The sequence below is a fragment of the Shewanella scandinavica genome (assembly GCF_031932065.1).
Classification (GTDB): Bacteria; Pseudomonadota; Gammaproteobacteria; order Enterobacterales; family Shewanellaceae; genus Shewanella; species Shewanella baltica.
On the sequence record NZ_JAUOES010000018.1, the window covers coordinates 53,936 to 67,579 of the forward strand.

The 13,644-nt window shown below is 45.9% G+C and carries 19 protein-coding genes; 18 read left to right on the forward strand and 1 reads right to left on the reverse strand.

Annotated features, from left to right (window positions below; genetic code table 11):
* The first annotated feature begins 140 nt into the window (after window positions 1–140).
* The 3 genes from Q4Q50_RS15340 (at window position 141) to Q4Q50_RS15350 (ending at window position 2,613) form a co-directional block, all read left to right on the forward strand.
* Window positions 141–755 carry a hypothetical protein gene (locus Q4Q50_RS15340; protein WP_311900055.1) on the forward strand — a complete coding sequence of 205 codons (615 nt, stop codon included), beginning with the start codon at window positions 141–143 and terminating at the stop codon, window positions 753–755.
* Window positions 752–1,789, forward strand: a complete 1,038-nt coding sequence (locus Q4Q50_RS15345; protein WP_311900057.1) for a GmrSD restriction endonuclease domain-containing protein — start codon at window positions 752–754, stop codon at window positions 1,787–1,789. Before Q4Q50_RS15340 ends, Q4Q50_RS15345 begins: the two co-directional genes overlap by 4 nt.
* A 326-nt stretch (window positions 1,790–2,115) precedes the next feature.
* Window positions 2,116–2,613: a hypothetical protein gene (locus tag Q4Q50_RS15350; RefSeq protein WP_311900059.1), complete on the forward strand. Its 498-nt coding sequence runs from the start codon at window positions 2,116–2,118 to the stop codon at window positions 2,611–2,613.
* Between the two features lie 209 nt (window positions 2,614–2,822).
* Here the strand turns inward: Q4Q50_RS15350 and Q4Q50_RS15355 are convergent, their stop codons facing one another.
* Complete coding sequence (locus Q4Q50_RS15355) at window positions 2,823–3,518, reverse strand: S24 family peptidase (RefSeq protein WP_311900096.1); 696 nt, start codon at window positions 3,516–3,518, stop codon at window positions 2,823–2,825.
* Window positions 3,519–3,604: 86 nt separating this feature from the next.
* Between Q4Q50_RS15355 and Q4Q50_RS15360 the strand changes: the two genes are divergently transcribed.
* The 15 genes from Q4Q50_RS15360 to Q4Q50_RS15425 all read left to right on the forward strand — a co-directional run bounded on the left by Q4Q50_RS15360 (window position 3,605) and on the right by Q4Q50_RS15425 (window position 13,634).
* A complete protein-coding gene (locus tag Q4Q50_RS15360; RefSeq protein ID WP_168826618.1) occupies window positions 3,605–3,808 on the forward strand; it encodes a Cro/CI family transcriptional regulator in 204 nt (67 codons plus the stop codon).
* 31 nt (window positions 3,809–3,839) lie between these two features.
* Entirely contained in the window at window positions 3,840–4,448 is a 609-nt protein-coding gene (locus tag Q4Q50_RS15365; RefSeq protein WP_311900063.1) for a toxin YdaT family protein, read from the forward strand.
* A 165-nt stretch (window positions 4,449–4,613) separates the two neighbouring features.
* Window positions 4,614–5,363: a helix-turn-helix domain-containing protein gene (locus Q4Q50_RS15370; protein WP_311900064.1), complete on the forward strand. Its 750-nt coding sequence runs from the start codon at window positions 4,614–4,616 to the stop codon at window positions 5,361–5,363.
* Window positions 5,360–6,046 (forward strand): replication protein P, encoded by a 687-nt coding sequence (locus Q4Q50_RS15375; protein ID WP_311900065.1) that lies wholly within the window; start codon window positions 5,360–5,362, stop codon window positions 6,044–6,046. The genes Q4Q50_RS15370 and Q4Q50_RS15375 overlap by 4 nt, the downstream gene beginning before the upstream one ends.
* A complete protein-coding gene (locus Q4Q50_RS15380; RefSeq protein WP_311900066.1) occupies window positions 6,036–7,292 on the forward strand; it encodes a tyrosine-type recombinase/integrase in 1,257 nt (418 codons plus the stop codon). Before Q4Q50_RS15375 ends, Q4Q50_RS15380 begins: the two co-directional genes overlap by 11 nt.
* Window positions 7,293–7,347: 55 nt before the next feature.
* Window positions 7,348–7,566, forward strand: coding sequence for a helix-turn-helix transcriptional regulator (locus Q4Q50_RS15385; RefSeq protein WP_115335513.1), 219 nt, complete (start codon window positions 7,348–7,350; stop codon window positions 7,564–7,566).
* Complete coding sequence (locus tag Q4Q50_RS15390; RefSeq protein ID WP_310802658.1) at window positions 7,553–7,930, forward strand: hypothetical protein; 378 nt, start codon at window positions 7,553–7,555, stop codon at window positions 7,928–7,930. Before Q4Q50_RS15385 ends, Q4Q50_RS15390 begins: the two co-directional genes overlap by 14 nt.
* Before the next feature lie 8 nt (window positions 7,931–7,938).
* On the forward strand, window positions 7,939–8,553 hold the full coding sequence (orn, locus tag Q4Q50_RS15395) for an oligoribonuclease (protein ID WP_311900068.1): 615 nt from the start codon (window positions 7,939–7,941) through the stop codon (window positions 8,551–8,553).
* Between the two features lie 922 nt (window positions 8,554–9,475).
* Entirely contained in the window at window positions 9,476–10,009 is a 534-nt protein-coding gene (locus Q4Q50_RS15400; protein WP_311900069.1) for a lysozyme, read from the forward strand.
* On the forward strand, window positions 9,990–10,493 hold the full coding sequence (locus tag Q4Q50_RS15405) for a hypothetical protein (protein WP_263237282.1): 504 nt from the start codon (window positions 9,990–9,992) through the stop codon (window positions 10,491–10,493). The genes Q4Q50_RS15400 and Q4Q50_RS15405 overlap by 20 nt, the downstream gene beginning before the upstream one ends.
* A complete protein-coding gene (gene lysC, locus Q4Q50_RS22390) occupies window positions 10,378–10,623 on the forward strand; it encodes an Rz1-like lysis system protein LysC (RefSeq protein ID WP_371135012.1) in 246 nt (81 codons plus the stop codon). Before Q4Q50_RS15405 ends, lysC begins: the two co-directional genes overlap by 116 nt.
* Complete coding sequence (locus Q4Q50_RS15410) at window positions 10,604–10,939, forward strand: HP1 family phage holin (protein ID WP_012586805.1); 336 nt, start codon at window positions 10,604–10,606, stop codon at window positions 10,937–10,939. The genes lysC and Q4Q50_RS15410 overlap by 20 nt, the downstream gene beginning before the upstream one ends.
* A complete protein-coding gene (locus Q4Q50_RS15415; RefSeq protein ID WP_311900071.1) occupies window positions 10,893–11,426 on the forward strand; it encodes a terminase small subunit in 534 nt (177 codons plus the stop codon). Before Q4Q50_RS15410 ends, Q4Q50_RS15415 begins: the two co-directional genes overlap by 47 nt.
* A complete protein-coding gene (locus Q4Q50_RS15420) occupies window positions 11,401–13,398 on the forward strand; it encodes a phage terminase large subunit family protein (protein ID WP_311900072.1) in 1,998 nt (665 codons plus the stop codon). The genes Q4Q50_RS15415 and Q4Q50_RS15420 overlap by 26 nt, the downstream gene beginning before the upstream one ends.
* Before the next feature lie 29 nt (window positions 13,399–13,427).
* Window positions 13,428–13,634 carry a DUF6148 family protein gene (locus Q4Q50_RS15425; RefSeq protein ID WP_012196681.1) on the forward strand — a complete coding sequence of 69 codons (207 nt, stop codon included), beginning with the start codon at window positions 13,428–13,430 and terminating at the stop codon, window positions 13,632–13,634.
* Window positions 13,635–13,644: the final 10 nt, after the last annotated feature.

Below are 13,644 nucleotides of genomic sequence, written 5' to 3' on the forward strand. Positions count from 1 at the left end.
TTATATGCCTTGTTCCCAACGATTAGTAAAATTCAATACGTATAGTTAGCATAACTCTGATATTATTGATTTTTAGTGTTTAATAGACCAAGGAACTTTATGACAGAACTTATCAAGTTTATTGAGCGAGACTATATAAAATGGCAATAGATAGACGAGGCTTAAAAGATTTGATACTAGCTGAAAATCCTCGAGACTTTTGTAGGGGTTATTTGTTTGACCAAGAAATATATATTTTTGAAAAAAATGATGATTTTGGTATCAAAGGGAGCTACCACGCATTAAAGTGTGAAATTGGTAATGCATTAGACACATCACCTAATAATGTAGCTATCATCGGCAGTGGAAAATTCGGATTTAGTATGAATCCAACCAAAACAGAACTTTTAAAGCCTTTCAATCGACACTCCGATATAGATATTGTAATAGCTTGCCCTTTGGTATTTGAGCGGATCTGGCTAAACATGCGAAAATCTTATTATAGTAATCAAAATGAAGTTAGAGAAAATCATGCAAATGAAATTTTTTCAAAATTTTTGGTTGTGCACGATAAAATTGAATACAAAAGTAAACATATGAGAGATATAGTCACTTTACTTGATGAAATGAAAAAAAATATCAGTCGAAAATTTCGAATTAAACAAAAAATAAATTACAGAATATATGCAAATTGGTCAGATGTTGAAGCTTATCATGAGTTTGGCATCACCCTACTTGAAAATGTTTTAAGAGGTCCGCGAGGGGATAATATATGAGTATAATTAATGAGAGAATTCAACCTGGTCGGCTAACTCTTTCCAACCTAATTGCAGAACTGAAAGCTAGAACATACTTTATTGATAACTCTTTTCAAAGAAGACTAGTGTGGGTTGAAAAACAAAAAGTTCGTTTAATTGAAACTATTTTAATGGGTTATCCAATGCCAGAGTTCTATCTTTGGCAACAGCCTGTTGATGCAGAAACTGGTATGCAACAGCACAGTGTTGTTGATGGTCAGCAGAGAATGAGTTCTATTTTTCAATTTGTAAGTAATGAGTGGGAGTTGAAATCTAAGTATTTAGATAATAAAGAGGCAGAATACACTGATAAATCTTGGTCTGATCTTCCAAATGAGTGCAAACAAAAAATATGGAATTATGTAGTTAATGTAAGGACTATACCTTCTGATATTGACCGAGATGAAATTACAAAGTTATTCAAGAGATTAAATGAAACAGATAAGTCGCTAAACCCACAAGAAATTAGAAATTCTGAATTTAATGGTTTATTTATAAAGGCCTCTGAAGAAGTGGCAAATAATCCTATTTTTAAAAAATGGGATATTTTTTCTGATAATGAAAAACGCCGCATGGTCGATGTTACTTTTGGAAGTAGTTTGTTGATATATCAAAGAAGTGGCATAAGTAATGATACACCTAGTAACATAAATAAAGTTTATGACTTATATAATGATGTTTACGAAAAGAAAGACGAAGATTTAAGATGTACTTTTGAAATCCTTGAGTTTATAGATAGTCTTTTCTATGATCATGAAACTGTGGCTAAGTTTTTTTCATCTATAGTTCATTTCTATACATTATTTGTTGTGATCGATTATCTGAAAGCTCAGAAAATTGACTTGGCAAACATTGCCCCTAAATTAATTAACTTTATTGAAATATATCAATCTGCTGAAACATCAACGTCCCCCTTAATTTTCGAATATAAGATGGCTTCTCAAGAAAATACTCGAAGTAAAAAAAGTAGGGAAAGACGAGTGGAAAGTCTTTTTGATTGGATCTTATCATAATCCTTGTTGCAAGGTTTTAACCTCGAATTAGAGTATGTTAATTATTGAAATTCAAGGAATATAACAAGTTGCTTAAACGGAATAAAAACAGTTGGCCATCGCTTTGCGATTATAGCCAACCATTTTTATCCGCTTAGCAAGGCGTTATATATTTATTGCTGAATTCATTAAGGTTTCTATGTCAGAAAAAATTTTCGAAGTCGCTGCATGGGGTAAATACATTTACCGTTCTGATATTGAACGTCATCATTATGAATATAAAATTAAAAATGATGAAAGTGGCATAAGATTCTATATATAGTAGTCAATGGCTTGCATCATTATACGTGGTTGTCGAAGGATGGCTTAGTCTAAAAGAATCGGATAAAGCAATCGATGAACTTTTATCTGTATATGAAGATTATGTTTTAATAATAAAGCGCTGTAGGAATGCTGTTTACCATTATCAAAAAGATATCGTAGATAAAAGAGTAGAAAAAGCAGTTACGAATAAAGAGCTTCTTACTTGGGCAGGGGCATTGCTGGATGAATTTATCCGATTCTTATATATATATCCTTTTAACAAGCATGGTATATGTGAAGAAACGGTACATTTACAAAAAGAATATTTAGATCTGGTTGGTTGGACACCTAATGAGGCTGGTTGGGTAGAGTGGTATGAAACATTCTTTTTTATTTTGCAGTATTATGATGGGAATAATCCAGAAATGTTGATGCGAACGCTCCAAAATGATCGCAAAATTGAGGGGGCTTTAAAGAAATTAAAGTCTATCAATGCAAACCCTTATATAACAATGCTTTCACGAATAAAAGCCAATGTATAACAAAGCTCTCGGACGCATAACGGTTGTCGCGGTTTTTGCTAAAATCAAAAGCGGCAAAAACAGCGCCAACCTACGCGCCAGTGTTTGCGGCGTTACATACTTTAGTTGCTAATAGAATACTTAAGCTGAATCTGGTTAATAAGCGTAATTATTTAACAGGGTTATACTCAACAATACGTTGGGAAAGCTATTTTCGAGTTGAAAATGCTTCACAACAGAACCGAGTACCAAAACACTTTGCCGATCACTTTAATGTTTTTAAGTTGTTCGTTATTGATGTGCTCGTCTGGCCACTCATCGGTGTTGTAGCTGCGTAGACGCAGACCACCACCGGGGAGTTTGTAGAGCATTTTGACGCGCATCATGCCATCGTGGTTAATGGCGTACATTTTACCGTCGATGATCTCGGTGGCCGAGGTATCGACACCCACCGTTGAGCCGTGGGGTAATACTGGCTCCATACTGTTGCCATTCACTTTGACACAGGCCGCATGATCTGTGTTTACGCCTTGGCGCTTAAGGCTACTTTTAGCAAAGCGGAGCTTGGGGCCTTTATACTCAACACCTTCTGCAATGCCTTCACCTGCCGAGAGTTCGATATCCACGTAAAAGGGGATTTCGACTTCATCCTCACCTAGTGGACTATCGTTGTCCCATAGATCAAAACCACCTGCCCATTCTGCATTCGATTCAGGTTTCGCAGCGACTTGCCCATTTAGAAGCCAGCTGAGATCACATTTCAATGATTTCGCTAGAGCAAATAAATTTGCGCCCTTTGGGGCTGTCTCATCTTTTTCCCACTGAGTTACTGCAACAGCAGAAACCCCAACTAAAGCACCAAGTGCTTTTTGGGTGATACCTAATTCTTTACGCTTTTCGCGTATGCGTTGACCGAGTGTTTTCATGTAAGTGATCTTATCTTTTGTTGACATAAGTTTCCTTTCTTTCTATTGTGTAAGAAAACTTATTAATTCGGAGTGGAGATCAACCCATGACAAAAGATGATGCTGTCAAATTTTATGGTTCTCAAACCAAGCTAGCTCAGGTTTTGAACATCAAACCTTCCGCAATTAGTCAATGGGGTGAAGACGTTCCTGAGCTCCGTGCATATCAAATCGAGCGCCTAAGCCATGGCGCACTCAAAGTTAATCCCGTCGTTGTTTTAGATAATCCTGAGTCGGCGAGTGTGGCTTAGGTTCACTTTAGTTTGAAGGAGGACAGTACACATGAAAATCAATTCACGTAAAAGAGAAAGCCGTCTGAATTTGTTGATGAAAACGATTCATCGGGTGTTGGAGTTACCTAAGATGACGCGCTTTGCGCTGGCGATTGATTTTGTTGCGGCGGTTGAGCGCCTCGGGCTAAGCGAGGTATTGGCGGCGGAGGGGATTAGCTTTGCGAGTACTCAAGACGTGCACAACGATGCGCGGATAAATGCCCAAAAGCTGTTCCGTTGGCTCGGCCAGTACGAGGGCCAACATCCACAGGCAGATCGCTTGTTTCATGTTGAGCAAGCATTGGTGGCGGCATTGCCTGAGCATTTGCGGGTGCAGTATCTCAACGATGTGTTTGGTTGCACTGGGGTGACGGTCATTGCCGACCGCATGAATGATGGCCATGTGTTGCATGTGGCCGATATGGCGGCATCGCTCACCAAAGAGAACGCCGAGGCGCAAGTGGCGGTGATCCATTTGGGCAGTGAACCCAAGCGCGAGCAGTTAGTGGCGGCGCACCGTGAGTTAAAAGAGTCGGCGGCGACCACGCAAGCGAGCATGGCGGCGCTAGAGCTGGCGTATCCGTATTTAGCGAGTCATGGCGGTAAGGCGGGTTGTTGATGACGGTACACGAACACGCATCGATTACTTATCGAGAATAAGAAAGCCCGCTAAAGTTTGGCGACTGAGCGCGGGCTTAATACCTAAGAGAGGCGATTACATGTTACGTATACATGATGATTTCGTCAATTTTGTGCTGGCTGTCGCGCAGTTAGGCGGTGGCTTATGAGCATGGAATTGATGGTAAAAGCGATGAAGGCCAAGGTGGGTAATCCACTGCGCAAGCTGGTGTTGATTAAGCTGGCCGACAACGCGAACGATAATGGTGAATGTTGGCCGAGCCATCAGCATATTGCAGATCAGTGCGAGATTGGTCATAGCACTGTGAGAAAGCATATTGCGGCCTTGGTTGATATGGGTTTTGTGACGATTAAAAATCGTAAGGGACCTAAGGGAAATTTAACCAATATTTACACGATTTCAATCTGCTACGAGGTAGCACCCCCTGTGCCACCAGATAGCACCGAAGAGGTGCCACCAGATAGCATAGGTATGCCACCAGATAGCACACCCCCTGTGCCACCAGATAGCACCGGAATCTATCACTCTTTTGAACCTATCAAGGAATCTTTAAAAGATAGTTGTCCAGCTACGAGTGCTAAGTCGGTTTTCAATGCGTTTTTCAAAGCGTATCCCGCCCATCGCAAAGGCGGGTCGGATTCGGCTGCGTGGAAAGCGTGGAAGGCTGAAAAGCTGACCGATGCCGATTGTGTGTTGGCGGTGAGCTGGTTGAAGGAAGCTGCGGCGTTGGATGCGAGTTGGGGCTTTAGCGCTAATGGCCAGTTTGTGCTCGGCATTACCAAGTTTATCCGTGAACGCCATTGGCTAACGCCGTTGCCAAGATCGATGGCCGCCGCGGTTGGGCAAGTGGATTGGCGCCATGCGGTGTATGACCCTGAGGACCCCTTGATATGACTGCCAAGCAAAATGCGAGCATGAAATCACTGCAGACCTTAATCCGCCAGCCGCTGGTTGGGCAGGGCGCGCGGGTGACGCAACCCGAGCCGACGGCGATGGATATGGCGATTGTGGACAGCGTGTTTAGCAAGTTGCGGGTGTTGTTCCCCGTGAGTGCGCCACGGCCTGAGGACGAAGCGACCCACAAAGGCGAGTGGCTTAAAACTTTGGCTGCGCAGGGAATTGCGAGCCGCGAGCAAGTGCAAGCGGGGCTGAATCGCGCTAGACGCGAGCAAGGCGATAGGCAGTTTTGGCCGACACCACGCCAGTTTGCTTTGTGGTGCCAACCCACGGCCTGTGATTTGGGATTGCCCAAGTTGGAAGCGGCGTTTAAGGAGGCAACCCGCCATTACCATCACCCTGACAAGCATACATGGAGCCATGATGTGGTGCGCTTAGCGGTGCGCGAGACAGGCAGTTGGATGTTTGCCACTGGGCTTGAAAAGGACGTGTTGATGACCTTTGAGCGCAATTACAAAGTGCTATGCAGACGCTTTAGCCGTGGCGAGTTGACCGATGTTGAGTTGCCTAAGGCGTTACCTGAAACGGTGACGCGGCCGACTGAGGCGGCAAAGGCGAAATCAATTATTGCCAATTTACGGGCAAACCTAGGGCTTAAGGGGGCAAACGATGGCTGCTAGCGGGGTTGAGGTGGGTAAGTTGAACGATGCCGCGCTGCGCCGTTGGTTACGTGGCGGTTTGACTCGGGATTTTAGGGACCCGCAGTTTCCTGAGCTGCGTTTACGGGCAACGGCGGATAGGTCTAAGGCGAGTGTGCATTTGGTGATTAATGAGGGTGATAAGACGGTTTGGAAGAAGCAAGGCGTGTGGCCAAGCATGTGCATTAAGACGTTTTTAGCGGATTTACCTGTGATGCTGGCTAAGCGTAGTGCGGGTGCGGATGTGTTGCGCGGTGAGTTTGCGACTGTGACTGATTTGCTGTTGTGGTATGGGGATTATTTGGATGGAAATACGACCTTAAGCCCGAGCTGGCGCGATAACTGTAGGTCGATTATGCGTAAGCAGTTATTGCCTAAGTTGGGGGATGTGGCCTTGGCTGAGTTGTCGTTTTTGGTGGTCGATAGTGCGTTGGTGAAGCTGATGCTGAATGAGGGTTATGCGCCGCATTATATTCGTTTGAGTGTGAATGTGCTTAAGCGGGCGTTGAGTTTGGCGGCGGATTTTAGATTGTTATTGCTTAATCCGTTGATGGGGTATCGAGTGACGATGAGTTTAACCTTATCACCTAAGCCTGATACGCGCTTGATGGAGTCGGACTTAGGGCCGTTGTTTGTGGCGTTGCGGGATGCATTTATGCCGGTGGCGATGTTGTTTATGTTGATGCTGATGTTCGGCACGCGCATTGGTGAAACCCGTTTGGCACGATGGGAGCATTTTGCGGGTGAGTTTTGGTTTATTCCTGCGGCGAACGCCAAGAACCGCCAAGAGCACCGGCTACCGTTAACGCCTACGGCTAAGGCGTTGATCCAGCATTATTTGCAGTGGCAGCTTAAAAATGTGGGTAAGCGGGCGTTTTTGTTTGCGGGTGATGTGGGCGCTATTAGCCAGCGCACTGCGCATTATTGGAGTGAGACGATTCGGTTTAAGGAGTTTACCTCGCATGATTTGCGCAAGCTTTGCCGGACGATTATCCAAGACATGGGCGTTGATACTATGGTGGGTGAGCGGTTGCTTAATCATGCCTTGCCTGTGCTTTTGCGTACCTATGTTCATTCGACTTTGGATAAGGGCATGTTGAGTGCGCTTGATGCGTATCACGCGCATTTAATTTCGCTCGGTTTTAGTGAGGTTGCGCCCGAGATAATCCCTAGATCGTCTGAGAATGTTGGGAGTGCTCAAACCCTTGGTGCGAGTGGGTGGCTGTGATGATCGTTGCATCAGCCTTACAAGAGTATGCAATGGCACTAAATAAGGTGGTTTTATGAGCAATCGGTCAGCAATCATTCTAAAAACTGGGCGTGGTATCAGGGGCTTTAGTCAGCATGAAGTGGCTGAGATTTACGGAGTTGATCGCCGTACTTATCAGCGATGGGAGAGCGGCAAGAGCAATGTTCCTTCTAACCATTTTCTTGCCATCTTGGATGATGTATTTCATTTATCGATTGAGCAGATCACGGAGGTAGCGAATGAGGCCATCTAATTTAAGAGTGACATTGGTTGCCGATGGGCGTGATGACTTGGTCAACATGAAAGCCCTTCGTGCTGGGCTCAATGCCTGGGGGCGTTATTGGGCGTTCCAAGAACTCGGTAAAGGTTTCACTAATCGCAGTGCTTGCGATAAGTTAGGCGAGGTGCAGGTTTATGGTGGTGCGTTGGTTAGGGAGTTGAGTGTTCCTAAGCATGTGGTCCAGTTCGATAGGATGATTGAGTGCTTATCGCCAAATTGTATTCGGGCGATTCGCACCTGTTACGTATGCAAAGGCCAGTGGGCATTGATGGGGTTCGACAGTAAGAAGTCGTATGTGTATTGGTTGAGAAGGGCAGAGATTCAATTAGTAAAGTGAGGTGGGTGATGGAGCAATTCTTTTTGTTTGGTGATTTAGAAACGGGTGGGCTGAACGGCCGCTTAGACAATGGGATGCTGGGTATGGAGTATTACCCTATCTTTGAGCTGGCCTTTATCGTGACTGATAGTGAGCTAAACCAAGTGGGTGAAGCGCTGCACGTTGTTGTGCATCAAGACGATGAACACATTGCAAGGTCACATGAGTGGGCGATAGATGTGCATACCAAGAGTGGGTTGTTAGCTGCTGTTCGTGCCTCATCAGTATCGTTAGCACAGGCTGAGCAGATGGTACTCGAACACCTGAAAGCACTGGGAATACCTAAGCATGACCGTAAAGCTAAGACTGGCGTGGTGTTTGCGGGTAACTCAATCATGCTTGATCGTTCGTTTATCATGTGCCAAATGCCTGAGCTTCATGAGTACATGCATTACAGGCAGCTAGACATATCAGCACTAGGACTAGCAGCTAGAGCTTGGGCGCCAGAGGTTGAGCGTAATGCGATTAAGGCTAAGCAGTATCAGCATGAAGCCTTAGCCGATATTCGGGAGTCGATAGCGGAACTCAAGTACTATCGCGACGAGTTGTTTGGCTGTGAAATATCATCTTTGTCAATGGGTTAGGCGCGGCCTGTTCAAATGAGAATGGCTATCATTATAGCTAGATGCGACCTATTATCATCACGGGTCCTTCCGGCTGCCTTCACTGCGGGGGCAGTGACGCGCAATGCTTCACTACATATGAGAATTTTGGGGTGGTTGGTTGTTGTTTTATGAGCCCCCTAAAATCTAAAGAAATTCAAGTAACAAAATGTTAACCTATCATTTTGATTTATCTTAATTTTATTAAGTGTGTGCCTAGTGATGTTTGATGGTCATTTTTGCCGCCGAATATAACAACTTTGTCAGATCGTTTTTTGATCCTTCGATCATCCTGTTTCCCCTTATCTGAATTTTTTACGTGATGACCATTTTCTTGGCGTTGGGAATATGGTTCTCATGGTTCGTGTTGCCTACCGCTGAAAATAGCTAAATCAGTTAAGTGATAAGTAAAATGTAAATTCAGCTAAATGCTTTTATCACTCAAATCACTTAAGCGATAAGTAAAACGATAAATCCTCTGTGATTAAGTTTTCACGTATCACATATTTACAAATTCCGAAACGGCACTTTTGTCGCTTTATGCGGCACATTTGCCGCTTTCAAGGCCCTTAAAATCGAGTACATTTGTATACGCTTGCTAAGTTTACATTTATTCAGTCGCACGTTATTTGTCTGCCAAGGGCTCCTTTTAGGGGCCCTTTTTATTTGGCGCTATTTCTTGTTCGCAAACATCCAAATAGCTGTTCGTTAGCTAACCCCCCGCTGAAAAAAAGCGGCCGCTGCAATGGTGGTCGTGGTGGGTATGTGTTGCCGTGGTGTTTGACATGATCGCTACGGACGTTGAAAGACACTAAAAACATCAGCTGTTAGAGGCGGCTTACCTCACCGTTGATCTAACCGTTGGCCGCGCTAAGGCTAACCTCATTTTAAAGGAGTCTGACCTATGTCATTAAAGCAAAAGCTCGTGGCACTGGGGCTTTCTTCTGCTGTCGCGCTGGCTGGGGCTAATTTGATAGCTCCCACCGAAGCGCCGAATGGCGAGCCCGTTCTGCACACCTATCTTGATCCTGTGGATATTATCACCGCTTGCTTTGGCCACACTGACCCAGAGCTTGAGCTCAACCAGTTTTTTAGCGAGCAGCAATGCATTGAAATGTTCGCCAAGGATTTAGGCAAAGCCGATCGGCAGCTGCGGCGACTAACGTATCCGGAGCAACTTACCGAAGGTGAGCACGCTGCTTATCTCAGTCTGATTTATAACTTTGGCGCGGGTAACTTTCAAACCTCCACCTTGCGCAAATTGTTACTGCGCGGCGAACGGGTGGCCGCTTGTCACCAGCTCACCGAGGCATGCGGTAAACACGGCTGTAATGGTTTTGTCTATGCCGCTGATATCAAGTTGCCTGGCTTAGTCGAACGCCGCAAAAAAGAACGTAAAATCTGCTTAAAGGATTTATATGTGGAACAAAATCATTAATGCCACGGGTTCGCTGCACCTGTATTTAATCGCAGCGCTCATCATAGTGATAACGCTACTTGGCCTTAGCCTTACCGCAGTTAAAGCTGATCTCGCGTTAAAAACCTCGCAGATTGAAACGGCCGCCGTTAACCAGCGAATGCTGCAAGATGATCTCACCGTCGTTACCGATGAACTGCAAGCGCAGGCCAAAGAACGTGACAGGCTCGCTAAGGATTACGCCTTTGCCTTAGCGCTCAATGAACAAACCGCTAAAGCTAAGGCCGAGATTGATCGCCAACTTGCCGATCAGCGCGAAGCCATTAAAAAACTAAGGACATCAGCCAATGAACAAACCCGAAGTTGGGCTAATACTGCTGTGCCTGATGATGTTAAGCGGCTGCTCAAGCACGCCGCCTATTGCGCGCACCGTAGTCACCAAGCAGACCCAATATGTGTTACCGCCGCAATCATTAATGAGCCAGTGCCTGCCAGCCGAATGTAGTTCAGACGCTAATGCCGATCTGCCCGATTGCATCATTCAACTCTTAGCCGTGATCACCAAATGTGATACCGATTTGCATAACATCGAAACATGGCGAACGGAAAAACAGCATGAACAATCCATACATTAATGATGTGACCACTCAAAAATCGCTGACGTTTAGCGCTTATGTATCGTCGCTCATGAGCACAATTGGAGGTGCGTTTACGTTGAATGAAATCGCCATTTTGCTCGGGATATTCTTCGCGCTCGTCACCCTATTAGCCAACGTTTTTTATCAGGAGTTGCGCCGCCGCCGTGAGCAACGTCAAACAGATAAGGACGAACTACGCGCCCAAGAGTTACACCGAGCGGAGATGCAGCTGAAAGCAGCACTGTTAAAACAGGTAGATGAACACCATGGCACGCATTCAACCATCACCACCCGAGCCTGTTCTACTGAGTAAAACCGACCTATGCAAAAGCCTTGAGATCAGCACCCAAGCGTTTGATAAGTGGGATGTGCCTGTGCACAGCAAGCTCGGTCGCGTGTGTTTATACAAAATGGCCGATGTGGTGGGTAACAGACTTGCCAACGAGCGCAAAAAAACCATCACTAAGCCCGATGAAGATGATCCCGATAAGCCTGATATCGACTTCGAACGCTGGCGCTTAACTCGAGCGCAAGCTGACGGCCAAGAGCTTAAAAACGAAAAAGACCGTAAAGAAGTGGTCGAAGTGCTCTTTGCCACCTTTGTGCTAAATCGCATTGCGGCGCAAATTGCCCCAGTGCTTGATCAAATACACATACGGGTAAAACGCAAATTCCCCGACATTCCAGAACGCACAATCGACGCTATTAAAGCGGAGGTGATTAAAAGCCAAAACACCGCCGCCGATCTTGCGGAGGGCATTGAGGGTTTATTAGATGAGTATATCGGCAGCGCAGATTAAAAATCTGAAAGCCGCCGTTTCTGCTGGGCTGCGTTCGTTCTATCGCCCACCCATGCTCACCTGTTCACAGTACGCCGACGAGCACTTTTACATGTCGTCGGAGTCCTCTTACACCGAGGGCAAGTGGGAAAGTTTACCGTTTCAAATTGGCATTCTTAATGCCATGGGTAACGACCAAATCAGCACGCTTAACTTAATGAAGTCAGCGCGGGTCGGTTACACCAAAATGCTGATGGCTAACGCTGCTTACAAGATTGAGCACAAAAAACGCAACGTGTTGATCTATCAGCCCCGTGATGGTCAAGCCAAAACCTTCATGAAAAAGCACGTTGAAACGGCGATTCGTGACATCCCTGTTTGGCGATCGCTTGCACCTTGGATGGGACGCAAGCATAAAGACAGCACGCTAGAAGATAAGATTTTCACCAACGGTAAAACGTTGATGGTGCGCGGTGGTACCGCTGCAGCGAACTATCGCGAAATCTCCACTGATGATGTGATCTACGATGAGCTAGCGGGTTTTGATGAATCCATCGAGCACGAAGGTAACGCCACATCGCTCGGTGATACTCGTATCGAACTGTCGATGTTCCCTAAGTCGATTCGCGGTTCAACGCCTAAAGTGCTCGGTACCTGCCAGATTGAAAAAGCCTGCAGCGAATCACCGCACTATTTTAAGTTCAGCTTGCCTTGCCCACACTGCTTTGAGCTGCAGGATTTAAAGTGGGGCGGCCCTGAAGAAGCCTTTGGGATTAAGTGGAATAAAAATGCCAAGGGTGAGCACGATCCAAGCACAGCCTATTATCTGTGTGAGCACTGTGGTTGCTGCATCGAAAACAATCAGCTCGACGATATGGAGCTGCACCCAAGTGCGATTTGGATATGCGAAAACACCGGCATCCGCACTAAAGACTTTTTAGACTTTTATGATGCCGACGGAAACGACATCACCACGCCACCCAATATCTCAATTCATATCTGGTCGGCCTATAACTCGCTTAACAGCTGGGCAAAACTGGTTACTGAGTTCTTTAAAGCCAAAGGCGATAAAGAAAAGCTGCAGACTTTCGTCAACACTAAGTTAGGCCAACCGTGGGATAACGACAACGGCGAACGCTTAGAGTGGGAAGAATTAGCTAAGCGCCGCGAAATGTACCCGAGTGGCAAAGTGCCTAACTGGGTGGTGTATTTAACGACAGGTATCGACACCCAAGACGATCGTTACGAAGGCCGCATTTGGGGCTGGGGCGCGGGTAAAGAGGCAGCATTAATCGACCGCTTTATTTTATACGGCGACCCAGCAAGCCAAGTATTAAAAGACAAAGTGGCTGAGCGTATTGCGCAAAGCTATGCCCGTGCTGATGGCGTTGTGCTCAATATCGGCGTAGTGGGTTGGGATTCAGGCGGCCACTACACCGATGACGTTTACGCCATGAGTAAAAAGCTTGGGCTAATGCGGGTTATACCCATTAGAGGTGCCAACGTTTACGGCAAGCCGATCGCCAACTTCCCCCGTAAGCGAACCGCCAAAGGTGTTTACTTAACGGAGGTTGGTACCGACAACGCCAAAGAGCTGTTGATGTCGATGTTGCGAATTGCCCCTGATGTTGATGTGCGTAAGCCTGGTGCAATTCACTTCCCGTTAAACGAAGCGGTATGTGATGACGTTGAGCTGCAACAGCTCACCAGCGAACGCAAGGTGCCGGTGCGCCAAAACGGGCGGATCATCTATAAATGGGACAACCAAAAGCGCCGCAACGAGGCGTTAGATTGTTTCGTTTACGCCTTGGCCGCGTTGTATATCGCGATAGAAAAATTCGGCATCAATCTCGACAAGCTTTCACAAGTTACCCCGATCGCCATATCAAGCGACCAACCCAAAGAACCAAAACCCAAAGCCGTAAAACAGGCCAATGCAAATGCTGCTTACCTAAACGGTGGCGGTGGTGGCAGTTCTGGCGGTTGGCTGTAGTTAATGCCAATAAAGCCAAGGATAACAGCATGACCCAAACCCAATGCCAACAGATGATCGATGCGTACTTTCAGGCCGAGCTTGATGTGTTAGCAGGCAAGCAAACCACGATCAACGGCAAAACAATGACCACCGAGGACCTAGGCGAAATTCGCAAAGGTCGGCTTGAGTGGGAGCGCCGATTAAGTGCCTTTAGCCGCCCACAGGGTGGCGTCAAGTTAGCCAGCTTTAACTAATCAAGCCGCA